At 70.0% G+C, this 17856-nt stretch carries 12 protein-coding genes; 3 read left to right on the top strand and 9 right to left on the bottom strand.

Annotation, left to right across the window (positions count from 1 at the left end):
• Positions 1 to 144 precede the first annotated feature (144 nt).
• On the top strand, positions 145 to 1458 hold the full coding sequence (locus IF22_RS0119215) for a hypothetical protein (protein ID WP_030333897.1): 1314 nt from the start codon (positions 145 to 147) through the stop codon (positions 1456 to 1458).
• A gap of 61 nt (positions 1459 to 1519) precedes the next feature.
• Here the strand turns inward: IF22_RS0119215 and IF22_RS0119210 are convergent, their stop codons facing one another.
• The 8 genes from IF22_RS0119210 to IF22_RS0119175 form a co-directional block, all read right to left on the bottom strand.
• Entirely contained in the window at positions 1520 to 2599 is a 1080-nt protein-coding gene (locus IF22_RS0119210; RefSeq protein WP_051708623.1) for a hypothetical protein, read from the bottom strand.
• Positions 2600 to 2657: 58 nt separating this feature from the next.
• The gene (locus IF22_RS0119205; RefSeq protein WP_030333892.1) at positions 2658 to 3290 is read right to left on the bottom strand and encodes a hypothetical protein; all 633 of its coding nucleotides are present in this window, start codon (positions 3288 to 3290) and stop codon (positions 2658 to 2660) included.
• 26 nt (positions 3291 to 3316) lie between these two features.
• Complete coding sequence (locus tag IF22_RS0119200) at positions 3317 to 5737, bottom strand: family 43 glycosylhydrolase (RefSeq protein ID WP_030333890.1); 2421 nt, start codon at positions 5735 to 5737, stop codon at positions 3317 to 3319.
• A 189-nt stretch (positions 5738 to 5926) separates the two neighbouring features.
• On the bottom strand, positions 5927 to 8392 hold the full coding sequence (locus IF22_RS33195; RefSeq protein WP_245233674.1) for a glycoside hydrolase family 43 protein: 2466 nt from the start codon (positions 8390 to 8392) through the stop codon (positions 5927 to 5929).
• A gap of 233 nt (positions 8393 to 8625) precedes the next feature.
• Positions 8626 to 9786 carry a serine hydrolase domain-containing protein gene (locus IF22_RS0119190; RefSeq protein WP_036411814.1) on the bottom strand — a complete coding sequence of 387 codons (1161 nt, stop codon included), beginning with the start codon at positions 9784 to 9786 and terminating at the stop codon, positions 8626 to 8628.
• 3 nt (positions 9787 to 9789) lie between these two features.
• Positions 9790 to 10614 carry a carbohydrate ABC transporter permease gene (locus IF22_RS0119185; RefSeq protein WP_030333883.1) on the bottom strand — a complete coding sequence of 275 codons (825 nt, stop codon included), beginning with the start codon at positions 10612 to 10614 and terminating at the stop codon, positions 9790 to 9792.
• Complete coding sequence (locus tag IF22_RS0119180) at positions 10611 to 11564, bottom strand: carbohydrate ABC transporter permease (RefSeq protein WP_030333881.1); 954 nt, start codon at positions 11562 to 11564, stop codon at positions 10611 to 10613. Before IF22_RS0119180 ends, IF22_RS0119185 begins: the two co-directional genes overlap by 4 nt.
• Positions 11561 to 12916, bottom strand: a complete 1356-nt coding sequence (locus tag IF22_RS0119175; RefSeq protein WP_030333879.1) for an ABC transporter substrate-binding protein — start codon at positions 12914 to 12916, stop codon at positions 11561 to 11563. Before IF22_RS0119175 ends, IF22_RS0119180 begins: the two co-directional genes overlap by 4 nt.
• A 371-nt stretch (positions 12917 to 13287) precedes the next feature.
• Here IF22_RS0119175 and IF22_RS0119170 point away from each other — a divergent pair, with 371 nt between their 5' ends.
• Both IF22_RS0119170 and IF22_RS0119165 read left to right on the top strand, forming a co-directional pair.
• Entirely contained in the window at positions 13288 to 14313 is a 1026-nt protein-coding gene (locus IF22_RS0119170; protein ID WP_030333877.1) for a LacI family DNA-binding transcriptional regulator, read from the top strand.
• On the top strand, positions 14216 to 15340 hold the full coding sequence (locus tag IF22_RS0119165) for a family 43 glycosylhydrolase (RefSeq protein WP_280940605.1): 1125 nt from the start codon (positions 14216 to 14218) through the stop codon (positions 15338 to 15340). The genes IF22_RS0119170 and IF22_RS0119165 overlap by 98 nt, the downstream gene beginning before the upstream one ends.
• A 64-nt stretch (positions 15341 to 15404) precedes the next feature.
• Here IF22_RS0119165 and IF22_RS0119160 read toward each other — a convergent pair whose 3' ends face one another.
• The gene (locus IF22_RS0119160) at positions 15405 to 17795 is read right to left on the bottom strand and encodes an RICIN domain-containing protein (protein ID WP_030333873.1); all 2391 of its coding nucleotides are present in this window, start codon (positions 17793 to 17795) and stop codon (positions 15405 to 15407) included.
• Positions 17796 to 17856 lie beyond the last annotated feature (61 nt).

The raw sequence follows: 17856 nt of genomic DNA, 5'->3' as shown, positions 1-17856 counted from the left end.
GGCGCACGCGCGGTATTGACAGCGCCGGACCGGCCATCGATGCTCTGCTAAATCAGTTTAGCGACCGGCTCGCTCCGACCCGTCCCCCTCCCGGTCCCGGGCAGGCTCGTCGACTGAGCGCACCACCCCCGAGAAAGGACCCGCATGAGACTGCGAAAAGGACTGATCCCGCTCGCCACCGCCGTCGTCCTGGCCACCGCCTCCGGCACGGCGTACGGCAGCGCGACCGGTAGCCCCGGTGGCCCGGACGGAATCCGCAGCATCACCCCGATCACCACCGTCTACACGTACGGCCAGAAGGTCTCCGCGGTGGCGATCGAGTACGGGGCCACTGTCAACCCCCGCACCCTCGACACCGACACGTTCGCGGTGACCGACACCATCTACAACTTCCGCTTCAACCCCATCGAGGACCTGCCGAAGCTCGCCGAGCGGACCGTCACCCGCACCTACACCAACTCGGCACCGGACACCCGCGACGACCACCGGTCGACGCCGGGCAGGTACGTCATCGTCGAACTCGACCCCGCGGACACCGGCGGCTCGACGGTCATCGTCTCCAAGTGCCCGACGTTCCTCTGCACCGTGAAGGTCAACCCCGAGCTGCCCACCCGGGTCGTGCAACGCGAGGACGTGCACGGCCAGCCCGGCCGAGGGGCCGGCAAGGGGCCGGTGCTCGCCCGCGCCACCCCGCGCGAGTCCCGACCGGTCACCGCGAAGCCGGTCAACCACCTGGTCGACGAGTTCACCTACGGCTCGTTCCTCAGCGGTGGGATGGTGCTGCCGTACCACTACCACCTGCCGAAGAACTACCAGCCGGGCCGCACGTACCCGCTGATGGTCGTCCTGCCCGGTCACGGAATGGGCTGGGACGGCGACAACCTCGGTGTCCAGCTCGCCGCCGACATCCCGGCGACCGCGTGGCTCCAACCGCAGTGGACCGGCACCTCCGAGGACGTCATCGTCCTGGCCCCGCAGCACCAGCGGGTCGGTGGAGCCGCCGAGGCGGACCTGCTGGTCAAACTGCTCGACCAGTTCGTCGACCAGTTCGCGGTGGACACCCGTCGGGTGTACGCGACCACCGTGTCGTACGGCTCGCAGCTGCTCTGGGAGGCGTTCGCCAAGCGTCCGGACCTGTTCGCCGGCGGGTTGGTGACCGGTGGTTTCCCGGTCAACGCCACCCAGGCGAGCGCCATCGCGGCGGCCGAGGTGCCGGTGTGGATCACCCACGGCGAGCACGACCACCTGCTCAACGTCTCCGGCGCGCGCAACTCCACGGCGGTGCTGCGGCAGGCGTACGCCGCCCGGGGCAAGACGCCCGAGCAGGCCGCCGACCTGGTGCGCTACACCGAGTACGCGGACGCCGCGTTCTCGGTGCCGGACTACCACGCGGCGTTCGGGCCGACCTACGAGGACGACGGCATCCTGCGCTGGCTGCTCGACCAGGCCAAGCCGTAGGGTCGCGGGTCGGGCGACGCCACGCCTCGACCCGACGGCGCGATCTGTTCGCGTCGACGGGTCACCGGTGGGCGTCGCCCGGGTCGGGCTCGCCAGCGGTTGCCGCGCCCCCGACGAGCACGGACTCCTGAGCCTCCTGCCGGCCCTCCTGCCGGGCGCGGGCCAGCAGGCCGGCCAGTCGACGCCGCCGGTGCCGGGCCGCCGCCCGCAGCCCCAGGAGCAGGCCGGCGAGCAGAGCGAGCAGTGCGAGCTGCGCCCACGGTACGACCCAGGTGGTGACGGTGGCGGAGGCCGGACGGAGGTCGGCCCCGGCCTGGCCGTCGCCCAGCAGCGTCGGCGACGTGGTGACGGTCGTGCGGAGGCGGCCCAGGGCCCACAGGCCGTCGGCCCGGGTCCGCACCGTCCGGCTGCCGCCGGGCAGCAGCTCCTCGACGGCGCTGGTGGCGTCGTGGCTGCTGCGGCCGAGCAGGTTGGACATCGCCACCCGACTGGTGCCGCTGACCCAGACGTTGCCGTCGTTCTCGACGGTGTAGCGGACCCGCACCGTGCCACCGGCGAAGGGATTCCACGACGGGGAGTACGTCGCGTCGAGGCCCCGGACGGCCAGGGCCGCCCGCGCGGAGCCGTTGACCCGCAGCATGACCCGGAACCCGACCCGACTCTCGACGGTGACAGTGCCTCCGGCGCTGCTGACGGTCGCGGCGATGCCGGCCGGGTGGTCGCCCGGTGGGGCGCTCCTGGGCACGGTGATGGTGAACGGCACGACCCGCGTCTCGTTCGGGCCGACGGTGACCTTGTCCTGCACGTCGATCCAGGTGCCGCCGTCGACCGAGGGCCGGTCGGACGACAGCATGTTGAAGCGGCCCTTGTCGGTGAGGTACCCGTCGGCGGCCTTCAGGGCGAACGTGACGGCGGTGCGGCTGAAGTTGCGGACCGCCAGGTGCTCGGTCACTGCCTGCCCCGGGTCGAGGCTGGCGGTGATCCATCGGCGTTGGTCCGGGCCACTCGCGGTGGCCGGCTGGACCGTCCAGGTCAGGGCCTTGGGGTCCGGCTCCGCCGCCGCCGCGACCGGCGTGGCCGCAACCGCGAGGAACACGACGGTGAGGACAGCGAGCGCCCGGCGCAGCGGGGTGACGGTCATTCAGGTGGCCCTTCGGCACGGGGCTGGGCGGGGCCCGGTCCGGGCCCCGCCCAGGCCACTACTCGAACAGTGAGAGTGTGAGGGTGGAGCTGTACTCGCCGGCCGCGACCTCGGCGGGGGTCCGCAGGTACAGGTCGGCGTTGACCGAGTACGAGTCGCTGGCGACGGCAGCGGAGTCGAAGGCCGAGACCAACAGCTCCTGGTCGACAAGGCCGACATTGTTGCCCGGCTGGGTCGGCTCGTCCAGGCTGGTCACCACCTCCTCGCCCTCGGTGACCAGGCCGGTCTCGCCGCCGTCGAGCAGGCGCGGCTTCCAACCGAAGTGGTCGGCGGTGATCGGCGCCTGACCGGCGGCGCCCGCGAAGTCGGTCGCGCTGCCGAGCACCGCCCAGCTGGCGCCGTCGGGCACCTCGTCGGCGACCCGGGTGTCGGTGACCGTCACCGTCGGCAGGGTGCCGACGAACTGGCGTACCAGCAGGGTCGAGCCGTCCTCGGAGAGCGCGACGGCGTCGCCGGCGATCGACAGGGCGAGCACGCCCGGTTCCCGGATCTCGTCGATGTCGACGGTGACCCGCACGCTGGCGTCGTCACCGGGCTCGGCCAGCGCGGGCGACGGCAGCACCGCCGCCCCGGTCAGCACGGCGCCGACCGAGCAGGCCGCCAGCAACTGCCGCCGTTTGTCTGTGTTCATGTGAGCTCCGTTCTCTGCATGAGGGGTTATCCGCCGCAGGTGCCGGCGGGGTGTTGCACGGTGCGGACGGTCGTCACGTCCTGTCCGCCGATCGCCCCGGTCACCCGGACCGTCGCCGAACCCGCCGGCACCGACCCGGCCCGGGTGGTGAAGGACTGGTAGGCGTTCGCGCCGGGCGCGACCGCCGCGAAGGACCGCGTGCCGTACGGCGTCTCCATGCTCACGCCCACCGGCGCGTCATGGTCGTTGCGCACCTGCACCGCCACGTACGCCGTGCCACCGACGCACCGCGTCGACGCGGTGACCGTCACGGGCAGGTCGACGGTGGCCGACTGGAACGCCCAGGTGTCGATCTCGAAGAGATCCGCGCCGGCCGGGCCGGTGTAGGTGAAGTAGACGTCGTGCACGCCGCTGACGCCGGTGAGCTCGGCGCTCACCTCGGCCCACTGTCCGACCGGCGTGTCCACGGCGACAGTGCCGACGACGGGACCGTTGACGTCGTCCAGCCGGACCTGGACCTGCCCGCCGGCGGCGAGCGCACGCACCCGCGCCGTCAGGCTGCGCGCGCCGCTGTCCCCGAAGTTCACCGAGGACAGCGCCGTCCAGTCCCCGTTGTCGACGTCGCGGACCACCAGATTCGGTGCCGCACCACCGAACTGGGCGGAGCCGCCGTCGACCTTCGTGGTCGCGACGCCCTTGCTCCAGCCGAAGGTCTCGGCCTCGAAGACGCGGTACGGGTCGAAGTCCCGGACCTGGTCCACGCCGGCGTACGTGCCGACGACCTGCTGGATCGTGCCGTCCGGGTTGAAGGTCAACTCCTGGATGTGCGGGCTGCGGTACCCCTGGGTGGTGTTGCCGTTGATGCGCTTGTTCAGCGTCGGGGCGTGGTAGGTGAAGTAGTACCTGCCACCGAACTCGAACACCGACTGGTGGTTGTTGCCGCCGGTGCCGGCACCGAAGAACTGCGACTGGTTCGGGAAGAGCACACCGGCGTACGCCTCCTTCGGCCACGACATCGGGCCGTCGGAGATCATGTAGCCGATCTGCCCACCGCCGGGGTAACCGGGAAGGGGCTGCTGGCTGCCACCGAAGTCGTTCCCGCCGAAGTGCGAGGAGTACGAGAAGTAGTACTTGCCCTGGCGCTTGAAGACGTGCCCGGCCTCGAAGGCGACCGGGGCGTCCACCACCGCGGCCGTCCCCTCGGTCGACACCATGTCGTCGCCGAGCTCGATCGACCGGATGTTCTTCGGGTTGTTGAAGCGCTCGGCCGGCGGCATGCTCGTCGACGCGGGGCCACCACCGAAGTAGAGGTACGGCTGGCCGTCGTCGTCGACGAAGGGCGCCGGGTCGAACTTCCACGCGACGGCCTCGGCACCGGGGGTACGGCCGTCGATCAGCGTGCTGGTGCGCTCGCTGGTCCACGGGCCGAGCGGCGACGCACCCGTGATCACATTGCTGGAACCACCGCCGTTGGCGTAGTAGAGGAAGAACTTCTCCACCCCGTTCACCACCTTCTTGGTGATGCCCGGAGCCCACGAGTTGGCGGTGAACGGGGCCACCCCGTTCGGGCCGGCGACCTGGATCTCACCGTGGTCGGTCCAGTTCACGAGGTCCTCGGAGGAGATCACCGTGATCTGGTTGATGTCGCCGTAGTTGATCCCCGGCGAGACACCGGTGGTCGGGTTCGGGGCGTACCCCTGGGTGTCGTTGGTCATGTACATGTAGACCCGACCGTCGTGCACGAGACCGAAGCCGTCGGCGCCGAACTTGTGCCCGATCAACGGGTTGTGCTCCCCGGGCAGCTTGCCGACGACCTCGATGGTCTTCGACGCCGGGGCAGGCGGCGCGGCGCCGACCACCGACACGTCGTCGAGCGTGAAGTCCATGAGGTGCAGGGCCGGGTCCGTGGACGGGGTGCTCGTCCACGGGGTCTCGAAGAACAGGCGTGCCGTCGACACGCTCTGCGTCGCCGGGATCGTGAACGTTCCGCTGAACTGCGCCCACTGACCCTTCGTCGCCGTCACGCTGACCAGGTTGGTGTAGGTGCCGCCGCCGTAGTGCATGGTGGCGAAGAACTGCTTCGTGGCCGGTCCGCTCTCGTTCGCGTACTTGATGCGGGCCGTCAGGGTGTACGCCTGACCGGCCTGCACCTTGCCGCTGAGGTCCTGCATCGGGCCGGATCCGGTGGTCGCCCGGTTGGTGACGTGCGCGGCGGTCGCGCCGGAGAAGGCGTCCGAGGTGACGGACAACTGGGCGCCGTCGGCGGCGTTTCCGTTGTTGACGAACCAGTTGGCCAGGCCGTCCTCGAACCCGCCGTTGACGACGAGGTTCGTGTCGGCGGCCTGGACCGGCGCCGCGCCGGCGACGAACCCCGTGGCCAGCATCAGGCCCAGTGTCGCGAGCGCAGCTACCCGTCCTCGGGTCGCCCGTCGCAGTCGTTGTTCCACGAGACATCCTCCTTCATCTCTGACGTGCGGTCATCGGTGTACGGGGGATCGGTGGGTGGTCCGGACATCAGGGGTCGACCGTCACCACCGGCGGGGCCGTGGCCGGCGGCGCGGGACAGGTCCGCTGTTCCGCGCCGTCCGGCCGGTCGCCGGTGGTGCTGGTCGATGAGCCGAGGGCTCGTGGTGGGGTCAGCCGCCGCAGGCGTTGGCGGGGTGCGGCGTGGAGTGGACGGTGCTCACGTCCTGACCGGCGACAGTGCCGCTGACCCGGACCGTCGCCGAGCCGGCCGGCACGGACGCCGTACGCGTGTTGAACGACTGGTAGACGTTCGCTCCCGGCGCGACGGCCGCGAACGACCGGTTCCCGTACGGGGTCTGCACGGTGATCTCGACCGGTTCGGTCGAGTCGTTGCGCGCCTGCACCGCCACGTACGTCTTCCCGCCCAGGCAGCGCACCTCGGCGGTGGCCGTGGCGGGCAGCGCGGCCAGCACCGCGAGTCGGGCCAGTTGGTAGCTCAGCGCCCGCTCCGGCGCGTCGATCTCGTTCTGGGTGCCGAGGTGACCGGCCCGTGCCGCGCTCGCCGCGGCGAGCGCGGCCTGCGTCGTGGCCCAGGCGTCGGCCGGGTAGTGGCGCGCGTCGAGCGTCCGCGCGTGGGCGATGGCCGCGTCGAGGGCGGTGGTGTTCAACGATCGGGCCTGCGCGGTCAGCACGTCGCTGAGCAGGTAGTTGTCGAAGTCGACGTGGCCACCAGCCTCCTGGGTCGCGTAGGTGAACAGACCCACCCGGTGGCCCATGAAGTGCGCGAGGCTGCCGTCGAGAGCCTGCGGGCCGACGCGGTTGCCCAGCCGGGTCCACTGGACCCCGTCCAGGCTGCAGTAGAACGTCGTCCACAGTTGGCCCACCGGCGAGGCGAAGTCGAGGTCGGCCTTCACGTGCACGTCGGTGGCGTCGCCCAGCGGCACCGTCGTGCCCGCCACGAAGTTCTCCAGCGTCGACTGGTCGAGGTCGACAGCGAACGGCTGCGACCGGTTCACCACACCGAGGGTGTTGACGCCGTCGACGCGCTTCACCGCCACGTACGAGAATCCGCGGTTGTAGGCCGCCAGGCCCGCGACGTCGCCGTTCTTCATCCCGCTGATGTCCATCCGGGTCTGGACCGACTGCCGTGGCCCGAACGTCCGCTGGGAGAGCGTGTTGCGCGCCTCCTCGAACCACGCCAGCTCGGCCCGGTTGGCCAGCTTCGTGTAGACGTACTGGCCGGTGACGACGGTGCCGGCCGTCAACCGCAGCCAGCCGGCGCGGTCGGTGAGCGACCAGTACCGGTTGTCCGGGGCGTGGTTCCACTCCCACGCCAGGTCGAGCCGCGACCCGTTGGGGGCGATCTCCGCCGGATCGAGCGGCGCCGGGACCGTCCACTGCTCGTCCTGGTACGCCCGGTGCGGCGCGTCGTTGGCGAAGTCGTCCGAGGCGACGATGCTCTTCTGCCGCTCGAACGTCTCCTCCGCCGGGCTGAGCCGGATCGGCTTGTCGAACAGGCCGTTGACCGGCACGACCCCGCCTGCGCCGAAGGTCGGCCACCCGTCCTGCCAGGTGGCGGGGATGAGCGCCGGGATCCGACCGATCGGGAAGGTGTCCCGGAAGAACATGCCGTGCCAGTCGGTGCGGCCGTCCGCGCGGCTGATCGGCACCAGGCTGCCCTGGGCGAAGCCGTTGGAGTTGAGCACGCCGCGCGCCTCGTAGGTGTTGACTCCACCGGCCGAGGTGTAGCGCCCGAGCAGGTCCTTCGACCGGAACATGACGACCTGGCGTCCCTGCCCGGACGGCCAGGTGATGATGACGGCGTAGTACCAGCCGTCGATGTGGTAGACCTGCGCGCCCTCGAACAGACCGCCGATGAACGGCTGCCCGGCGTAGTTGTTGGCGGTGAAGATGTTCGGGTAGTCCTGCGCGATGGCGGTCAGGCCGGCGTTGAGGCGGACGGCACTGGTGCCGCCGGAGCCATAGAAGATGTACGGCGTGCCGTCGACGTCGAAGAAGAGCGACGGGTCGTGCAGGCCACGACCGAGGGCGGTGCGCTGCCACGGGCCGTTCTCGATGTCGTCGGTGCGGTAGAGGTACGCCCCGCTGAGGTTGTTGGTGTTGAAGACGGCGTAGAACGTGCCGTCGTGGTAGCGCAGCGACGACGCCCACTGGCCCTGGCCGTACGAGTTCTGACCGTTGCGCAGCGAGAAGGAGTCGCCGATGCTCGCCCGGTCGAAGACGTAGTTGACGATCTCCCAGTTGACCAGGTCGTACGACTTCATGATCGGCGCGCCCGGGCTCAGGTGCATGGTCGTGCTGATCATGTAGTAGAGGTCGCGGCCCTCGTCGTTCTCGGCGGCCGGTACGCGTTCGACGCTGATGTCCGGCACGTCGGCGTTGAGCAGCGGCACCGAGTAGGTGCCGGCGCCGGTGTCGGTCGAGGTGTACGACGACCGGGGCGACCAGCCGTCGGCGTCGTGCGCGGCGGCCGGGGTGACCATCAGGCTCGCGGCGACCAGGGTGGCCGCCGATGCGAACGCGCACAGTGGGCGCAGCCGACGTGGCAGCACTGTGGACACCAGCCGGCTCAGCGCGCGCCCGGTGCGGCGTGCGAGGGCGTTCAGGCTGTTCACAGGAGTGATGCGGGAGGAGTTCAGGACACCCGAGCGGATCGACACGACCAAGACGAGCTCCAAACGCGAGAGCGGCGTGAAGGCCATGGTGTTATCGCTAACAACACCTGTCAAGACTATCGATGAAACGTGCCCGAAGTATCCCCGTAACATCCCTCCGTTCCACAGTGGACGGTTGGCCACGCCGAAACCCCACCCCGGTGGCGGGCCGGGGTGGGGTGGGGCGGCCCGGGTCAGGTTTCGAGGCAGGTGCGGAGGGCGGCGGTTAGCCGGTTCGCCCGCTCGTCGCCCATCCCCCGCATCTGGTTGACCACGTAGCCGAATCCCACCTGGTGCTCGGCGTCGGCGAAGGCCAGGTTCCCGCCCGCGCCGTCGTGGCCGAAGCTGCGCTCACCGAGCAGGGGCCGGGCCGGCGGCGAGTGCAGCAGGAAGCCGGTGCCCCATCGCTGCCCGGTGTCCGGCGGACCGTGTCGCTGTTGGCCGCGCGAACGGACGACGACAGCGTCGTGCACCGACGCGGACGTGAGCAGCGGTCCGGCCTGACCCGGCAGATCGGAGACGCAGGCGGCGTAGAGGCGGGCGAGGCCGTCCGCGGTGCTCACCGCGCCCGCGCCCGGAACACCGGCGGCCCGGATGGCGTCGTCGTTGAAGCTCACCAGGCCGTCGGCGTCGGCGGGGAAGGCGAAAGCGCCCCCCATGGTGATGCCGCGTTCGGCGACCGGGTCCTCGAACGGGTCCGGGTCCGGCGGCGGCGCCAGGCCCCAGGCGACGGTGTCACTCTCGGCGGCCGGAAGCCCGAGCCAGGTGCGCAGGCCGAGCGGGCCCGCGAGCGTGTCGGCGAAGAACGCGCCGGGTAGTTGGCCGGTGATGCGGTGGATCACCTCTCCGACCAGCCAGCCGTAGGTCATCGGGTGGTAGCCGTGTGCCGTGCCCGGCTCCCACAACGGGGCCTGCGCCTCGATCGCCTTGATCACCGGGTCCCACGCCAGGACCTCGTCGAGGGTCAGGGGTCGGTCCAACGCGGGCAGACCGGCCTGGTGCGTGAGCAGCCAGCGCACCGGGATGTGCGCCTTGCCGTGCTGTCCGAACCCCGGCCAGTAGCGCGTCACCGGCGCGTCGAGGTCGAGCCGGCCCTGTTGGACCAGCAGGTACGCGCAGATCGCCAGCATTCCCTTGGTGCAGGAGAAGACGACGACGGGTGTGTCCCTGTCCCACTGCCGGCCGGTCCGGGTGTCGGCGACCCCGCCGTACAGGTCGACGACCTTGCGGCCCCGCACGTAGACGGTGACCGCGGCGCCGACCTCGCCCCGCGCTGTGAAGTTGTCCCGGAAGACGTCCGCGACGCGCCCGTAGCGGTCGGCGACGTCGCCGTGGATCTGTGGCTGTGTGACCACTGCCTACCCCTTCACTGACCCCTGGATCAGGGCCTTGATGAACTGTCGCTGGAAGATCAGGAAGACGATGAGGGTCGGGGTCAGGATCAGCAGCGACCCGGCACACAGCAGCACCAGGTCGGTGCCCCACTGGCCCTGGAACGCGCCCAGCGCCCCGGCCATGGTGCGTTTGGTGGCGTCGTCGACCAGGACGATGGCGAGCAGGAACTGGTTCCACGTCCAGAGGAACATCAGGATGGTCAGCGAGGCGATCGCCGGCCGGGCCAGCGGCACCTGGACCCGCCAGAACAACTGCCACGTGCTGCTGCCGTCCACCCGGGCCGCCTCGGTCAACTCGACCGGCACGTTGGTGAAGTGCGCCCGCATCCAGAACACCGCGAACGGCATGTACAGGCCGATCAGCGGCAGGATGATGGCCCAGCGCGTGTTGAGCAGGCCGAGATCCTGCATCTGGTAGTAGAGCGGCGTCACCACGGCCTCGAACGGCAGGGTCAGACCCAGCAGGAAGAGGCCGAAGACGAGCCGGCCACCGGGCACCCGCAACTGACCGAGGCCGAAGCCGGCCATGGTCGCGATGAGCACCGACACCGGCACGACACCGGCCACGATGAGCAGGCTGGACCGGAGCAGGGCGCCCATGTTCGCGGCGGTGAAGGCATCGGCGAAGTTCCCCCACTGCGGGTCGGACGGCCAGTCGAGCCCGCTGGGCACGGTGCCACGCGGCTGCAACGCCGCCGACAACATGCTCACGAACGGCAGCAGGGTCACGACGATCAGGGCGATCAGGAAGACACGCCCGGTCAGCTGTTCGCGTCGGGTCAGGTTCACGACTTCTCCCCTCGGCTGAGCCGCTGGATCGGCAGCACACACGCCAGCACCAGCAGCATCAGCACGACAGCGAGCGCCGAGGCGAGGCCCACCTGCCGTTGCGAGAAGGCCAGCCGGTAGATCTCCAGACCCGGCACCGTGGTCTGGAGGCCGGGCCCGCCGCTGGTGGAGATGTAGACGATGTCGAAGCTCGCCAAGGCCGCGATGATGGTCACGGTGAGGCAGACGCCGATCTCCTGGCGCAGGCTGGGCAGGGTCACGGCGAAGAACTCGCGGAACGGACCGGCGCCGTCCAGGCGGGCGGCCTCGTACAGCGCCGGATCAATCTTGCTCATGCCGGTCACCAGCAGGATCGTGCAGAGGCCGAGCAGGACCCAGGCCCCGATGACGCCGACGGCGGGCAGCGCCGTGTCGAAGTCGCCGAGCCAGGCGCGGGCGACGCCACCCAGCCCGACCGCCCGCAGCACCTGGTTGACCAGACCGTTCGAGGAAAGCAGCCAGCTCCACGCGATGCCCGCCGCCACCAGGGGGATGACCTGCGGCAGGAACAGGATGGTCCGGACGACGGTGCCGAACGGGCCGGTGGTGATCCGGCGGACCATGCTCGCCACCAACAGCCCGAGCGCGACCGGGATGAAGCTGAAGAAGACGATCAGGACGATCGCGTTGCCGATGATCTTCAGCAGGTCGCTGTCGGTGAAGACGGTGAGGTAGTTGTCCAGGCCCACCCAGCGGGCCACCCCGATGCCGTTCCAGTCGTAGAGCGAGTACTGCAGCGTCAGGACGAGCGGGCGCAGGACGAACACCGCGTACATCACCAGGGCGGGCAGGACGTACAACCAGCCGGTCCCGGCCGCGCGGGCCCACCGAGAACGGTGGGCCCGCGTGGGGGTCGGACGGGCGCGACGATCGTCGCGCCCGGTTGGTGCGCTGCCGAGGGCAGACGTCATCGGGACAGTTCCTTCTGGTACTCGGCCTGGACCGCCTTCACGTACCCCTCGGGCGTCTGCTGGCCGGCGATCAGCTTCTGCATCTCCGGGGTGATCGCGGCGGCGAAGATGCCGCCGGTCGCGTTCGCGGTGAAGTCCACAGCGCCGTTCTCCGCGCCGAGCTGCTGCGACGCCTTGAGGGTCTCGGCGAGCACGGTGTTCGGGGCGGCGGCCGGCACCGGCAGGTCGCTCGGGCCGCCGGGGCTCGAGCCGCCGACAGTCACCGAGATCTCCCGGGCCTTGGCGTTGGTGTGCACCCAGTTCAGGAAGTACGCGGCGGCGTCCGGGTTCTTCGCCTTGGCGGAGACGCCGAAGGTGTTCGGGGCGGACATCGCCACGTGCTTTCCACCGGGGGACTCGGTGGGGAACAGGAAGAAGCCGACGTTGCCGGGCATCGACTTGTCGAGGTTCGCCGACTCCCAGTCACCGTTGAACATGAACAGGCCGTTGCCCTTCTGGAACTCCCCCACCATGCCGGCGTAGTCGATGGCGTTGGCGTCCTTCGGGAAGTAGCCGGCCTGCGCCCACTTCTGGATGGTCTGGGTGGCCTTCAGGGCGGCCGGGGTGTCGAACGTGGCCCCCGGCTTCTGGAAGATCCAGTCGGCGACCTGGGCCGGGTCACCGAACTGGTTCTGCAGCGCCTGGTGCGGGAAGTTGATGCCGGCGGTGTTCTTGTTGAACTGCATGATCGGCTGGACCCCGCCGGTCTTCGCCTTGGCCAGCAACTGCTCGAACTCGGCCACGGTGGCCGGCGGCTGGGTCATGCCGATCTGGCTGGCCAGCTTCTTGTTGTAGAACACGCCGGTGACGCTGTAGCCGAGCCCCATCCCGAACAGCGAGCCGGTGCCCCGGGTGTTCTCACCGACGCGCAGCTGCACGAGCTGCGAGGCGGGGAACTTGTCCCAGCCGTACGCGGTGAAGTACGGGTCGAGGTTCTTGAGCAGGTCGTCCTTGACCAGGTCGACCATGGTGGGGAGCCGGATGATGTCGGGCGAGTTGTCCGAGGCCATCACCCGGGGCGCGTTCTCCACGATCACCGTGAACTGGTCCTCACGGATGTTGAACTTGACGTTCGAGTGCTGCTTGGAGAACTCCTCGGCCAACGCCTTGGCCAGCGGGAAGCCGGTCTCGGCGTACATCTCCAAGGTGATCGGGTCGGTCCCCAGCTCCGTCGTGACGGCGGCATCGGACTTCTGGGTCGACGACCGGTCCTCGCCCGGGGCGCTGCAGGCCGTCGCGGTCATCCCGACCGCCAGCAGCGACGCGAGGAGCACCGTTCTCCGTCGCGGAAACCTTGTCAGCAATTCTGCCATTTCATGACTCCTTGACATCTCCACGCGTCCCGCGACCCATGGCCGCGCGACGGCTCCACCGGGACCAGCGCGACCGGGTGGGGCCACGACACGTACGCCGTGACCTGCCGCCCGGGCGCAGCACCCGTACCGTCAGCGGAAAAGAAGCCGGCACGGCCACCGAAGGCGCCTCTGGATGCACCAGAAGTGGTCGCTAAACTGATTTAGCAGAGCATGCGCGTGGCACGGGAAGCTGTCAAGGACAACTTGGCAACGGTGCGGAAACGTCGGGTTCACACCGCACCGACACGACCGGCGCTGGATCCTGGGCGGCGACGCATCATGATGGGCGGGAGCGGTGCCTGCGGCACCGCGCCTGATTCGGAGGACTGATGGGCCGCAACAGAGCAACACTCGCCGACGTCGCGCGCAGAGCCGGGCTGTCCAAGACCGCCGCGTCGATGGTGCTCAACGGCAGGGAGGGCACCCGACTCTCGGCCGAGGCGCACCAGCGGGTGTTCGCCGCCGCCGAGGAGCTGGGCTACCGGCCCAACCTCGCCGCGCGCAGCCTCCGCACCCGCAAGACGGCCACCATCGCGTTCGTCTCCGACATCGTGGCCACCACCCGGTTCGCCGGTGACCTCATCCGTGGCGCTCTCGACGCGGCCCGCGAACGCGACCACGTCCTGCTCATCACCGAGACGCAGGGCGACGCCACCTTCGAGCAGTACGCCATCGAGGCCGTCCTGGACCGACAGGTCGACGGGGTGATCTACGCGGCGATGGCGACCCGACGGCTTTCGGTGCCCGCGGCCATCCTCGGCGGACCGGTGGTGCTGCTCAACGCCACCAGCCCCGACGGTCTGCCCAGCGTGGTCCCCGACGACGAGGGGGCCGGCCGCTCCGTCGCCGCCGCCCTGCTGGAGCTCGGCCACCGCGACGCGATCGCGCTCATCGGCCGCAACCGGCTCAAGGAGGACGACCCGGAGGTCTCGCTCGCCGCCAGCGCCCGGCTGCACGGCATCCGGCAGACCCTGGACGAGGCGGACGTCAGCCTGCTGGCCGAGTGCTTCTGCACCGAGTGGTTGCCCGAGCACGGGTACGCCGCCATGCGCGGCCTGTTGAGCAAGCCGAAGCGCCCCAGCGCGGTCATCTGCATGAACGACCGGTTGGCCTTCGGCGCCTACCAGGCGCTCGGCGAGGCGGGGCTGACCGTCCCGGAGGACATCTCGGTCATCTCGTTCGACGACGACCCGATCGCCGCCTGGTTGCGGCCCAGTCTGGCCACCACGGCCCTGCCGCACGAGCAGATGGGGCGGCGTGCTGTCGAACTGCTCCTGGACGGCGGCGTCGCCGAGCCCGCGCTGGTGGGGATGCCGCTGCGCCGACGCCGGTCCCTCGCGCCCCCGGCCGGCTGACCAACGGCCCACGACCGTACCGCCGGGCTGGCCTGGACCGACGCTAAAACGGTTTAGTGCTAGGTTTCCGACCATGCTTCGTCTACCCGACCACTGGGTGTGGGACAGCTGGTACGCGCGGGACGACAACGGCCTCTGGCACGTGTTCTTCCTGCGCGCGTCCCGTGCCCTGCACGACCCGCACCGCCGCCACCGCCGGGCCACGATCGGCCACGCCGTCTCGACGGACCTGCGCTCGTGGCGGCTGGTCGCCGACGCCCTGGTCCCCGCCGACCCGCCCGGCTGGGACGACCTGGCGACCTGGACGGGCTGCACAGTGCGCGGGCCGGACGGACTGTGGTACCTGTTCTACACCGGTGTCGGTCGCGCCGAGGACGGGCTCGTCCAACGCATCGGGCTGGCCGTCTCCGCCGACCTGATGACCTGGCACCGGCACGGCAGCGAACCGATCGTCCAGGCCGACCCCACCTGGTATGAGCTGCTGGACACGGACCTGTGGTACGAGCAGGCCTGGCGTGACCCGTGGGTGTTCCCCGACCCGCACGGCCAGGGCTGGCACATGCTCATCACCGCCCGCGCCAACACCGGGCCGGCGAACACCCGTGGCGTCGTCGGCCACGCCACCTCCACCGACCTGCTGACCTGGACGGTGCGACCACCCCTGTCGACCCCCGCCGGTTTCGGTCACCTCGAGGTGCCCCAGGTCGCGGTCCTCGACGGGCAACCGCTGCTGCTGTTCTCCACCGACGCCACCGGCAGCGCCCGGCGCGACGACCACCGGATCTGGGTGGCGACCGGCGAGAGCACCCTCGGGCCGTGGGACATCGCGTCCGCCCAGCCGTTCACCCACCCGCACCTGTACGCGCCCCGGCTGGTCCACGGACCCGCCGACGACTGGTCCCTCATCGGCTTCCTCGACCACGTCGACGACACGTTCGTCGGGGAGATCACCGACCCGATCCCGGTCCGCTACCGGGCCGCGACCGGGCTGACAGTGGACACGGCGAGGGCGACGGTCGGGCAGTAGACCGGACAGGTCCGGGCCGAGGCGTGTCGCCCCGGCCCGGACCCGTCGGTGCCCAGCCGGCAGGTCAGCTGCGCAGCTGCCACTGCTGGTTCGTGCCGCCGTTGCAGGACCAGAGAATCAACTTCGTGCCGTTCGCCGTCCCGGCGCCGTTGGCGTCCAGGCAGAGACCCGACTGCACGCCGGTGATCGTGCCGTTGGCGTTGACGTTCCACTGCTGGTTGGCCTGGCCGTTGCAGTCCCAGATCACCACTGTGGTGCCGTTGCTGGTGCCCTGGCCGGAGGCGTCCAGGCACTTGGTGCCGTACACCATGAGCTGCCGGCTGGCCGTGTGGGTCCACCGCTGGTTGGTGGCCCCGCTGATACAGTCCCAGAGCTGGGCCTGCGTGCCGTTCGTGGTGCTCGACCCGCCGATCTCCGCGCACCGGCCCGACTGGACGCCCACGATCTGCACGTTCTGCGGGTTGGTGCTGCCGCCGCTTTGCACGCCGGCCGCGTTGATCACCGTCTGCGCACCCGACGGCCAACTGCCTCCGGTGACCGTGACGTTGCCGTTGACGACGTTGCCGCGGTCACCGTTGGTCACGTTCGTGCTGTTGTTCGTCGACCAGTTGTTGGTGACGGTGAAGTTGCCCATGTTCTCCGCGTACCAGTAGTTGGCGGTGGCCCAGGTACCGGTGGAGGAGAACACGTTGTTGCGGGCGGTGTAGTAGCGGGAACCCTCGTCGAAGTAGAGCCCGAACCAGCCGTTGGTCCGCAGGCAGTAGTTCTCGTTGATGGTCCCGCCCGGGTTCGCCGACAGCGTGTAGATGCACCCGCCGTCGGTCATCTGCTGCATCACGTCGTGCACGTAGTTGCCGATCACCTGGTTGTTGGCCGCGGTGGTCGCCGTCGTGTAGCGGGGCTGGTAGTTGTACAGCCCCCGGTTCGCGTAGTGCTGGCTGCCGCCGGCGTCGTTGGCTCCCCAGCCGTAGCCGACCGACAGACCGGTGTACGGCATGTTGTAGACCTCGTTGTGCGAGACCAGTGCCGTGTTCACGTAGGTGGTCAGGATCGACACCACACCCCGGTACTCCAGGCCGAGGTCGTGCACCCGGTTGTTGCTGATGGTGATGTTGCGGTTGACCATCCGCTGGTCGCTCGGGTGGTGGGCGTCGGCCCGCACACCGCCGACCACGATGCCACCGGCGGAGTTGCGGGCGATCTCGGAGCGCGTGACGGTGATGTTGCTGGCCCCCAGGCCGACCCCGCTGGCGTGGGCGTTGGCGTCGTTGCCGATGCCGATCGCCGTCTGCCCGAGGTTGACGAACTGGGAGTCGCTGAAGGTGATGGTGTTGGCAGCGGAGACCTGCACGGCGGCGGGCATCTGGTTCCAGTTCGGTCGGGTCGCCTCGAACTGGGGGCAGCCGGCCTGGCAGGAGGTCAGCGCGTCGGACGGGCGCGACCAGGTGCCGGTGATGTGGGCGCCGGTCTGCTGGTCGGCGAAGCCGTTGCTGCTGCTGGGGCCGAGCCAGCTGGTGCCGGTGAAGGTGATGCCGCTGAACGACATGTGGTGTGCCGGCGCGTCGTAGCTGCCCCCGACGTTGACCAGTGACTGCAACTGCGGCAGCTCGACGCTGACCGAACTCATGTTCTGCCCGGCGAGCGGGATGTAGTTGAGCTGGCCGTTGCTCGGGTTGAGATACCACTCCCCCGCCGAGTCCAGGAACTCGTACGCGTTGGTCAGGTAGAACGGCCCGGCGCGGTGCGGGCTGGAGAGGGTGTCGAACCCGAAGGTGTTGTTGTTCCACGCGGGCTGCTGCATCGTCAGGAAGTTCCCGCTGATGCTCTGCACCGGCGAGTACCGGTCGGTGAACGAACCGACGCTCTCCACCTCGACACGGTTCTGGTTGCCCAGGTTGTTGAGGTAGCTGAGGGCGCTGTTGGTGAACCGCATTCCGGACGTGGTGAAGGTGAAGTCGGAGCGGTTCACCGCGGTACGCGCCCGCGTGGCGACGGCCCCGTTGACGTAGAGCTGGCGGGAATCGAGACCGGCGGGAACGCTGGCCCGCCAGATGTTCCTGCCGGAGTCGACGAGCGACCAACCGGTGACCGCCCGCGCGCCGGTGATCGTCGGACGCGCGCCGGTGGCCGCCCGCCAGATCACCTGATAGCCGTTGTTGCCCGAGTCGGCGGCGGTGAACCGCAGCGGCGACGAGAGCCGGTACGTGCCGTTGGCCAACTCCACCACGATGTCACCGGACATCGCGCTGTTGATCGCCCGGACCGCGGTCTGGGCGCCGGTCAGCGAACACGGCTGGCTGGCGGAGCAGGTGGTGCCGGCACCGGAGGGCGACGCGTACAGGGTGGTGGTGGCCGCCACGGCCGGGGAGGCCGCGACGGTCACGGCGACCACTGCGGTCATCGCCGTCGCGGCCGCGCCGGCCAGCAGCCGGCGCAGCGGAGGAGAGGAGGACATGGGACGGTGCTCCTGACGTGCGGAGGGCATGGGGACGGAACGCCTCGACGGGCGGGAGGCG

The organism is Micromonospora parva, from assembly GCF_000718515.1.
Taxonomy (GTDB): domain Bacteria; phylum Actinomycetota; class Actinomycetes; order Mycobacteriales; family Micromonosporaceae; genus Micromonospora; species Micromonospora parva.
The sequence above is the reverse complement of the archived record's forward strand: the minus strand, read 5'-3'. Positions and strand labels throughout refer to the sequence as shown.

What these genes read in the sequence shown, in the direction of transcription:
- IF22_RS0119215 (WP_030333897.1), top strand. Translation starts at nt 145, where the DNA reads ATGAGACTGCGAAAAGGACTGATCCCGCTCGCCACCGCCGTCGTCCTG.
- IF22_RS0119210 (WP_051708623.1), bottom strand. Translation starts at nt 2,599, where the DNA reads ATGACCGTCACCCCGCTGCGCCGGGCGCTCGCTGTCCTCACCGTCGTG.
- IF22_RS0119205 (WP_030333892.1), bottom strand. Translation starts at nt 3,290, where the DNA reads ATGAACACAGACAAACGGCGGCAGTTGCTGGCGGCCTGCTCGGTCGGC.
- IF22_RS0119180 (WP_030333881.1), bottom strand. Translation starts at nt 11,564, where the DNA reads ATGACGTCTGCCCTCGGCAGCGCACCAACCGGGCGCGACGATCGTCGC.
- IF22_RS0119175 (WP_030333879.1), bottom strand. Translation starts at nt 12,916, where the DNA reads ATGGCAGAATTGCTGACAAGGTTTCCGCGACGGAGAACGGTGCTCCTC.
- IF22_RS0119170 (WP_030333877.1), top strand. Translation starts at nt 13,288, where the DNA reads ATGGGCCGCAACAGAGCAACACTCGCCGACGTCGCGCGCAGAGCCGGG.
- IF22_RS0119160 (WP_030333873.1), bottom strand. Translation starts at nt 17,795, where the DNA reads ATGTCCTCCTCTCCTCCGCTGCGCCGGCTGCTGGCCGGCGCGGCCGCG.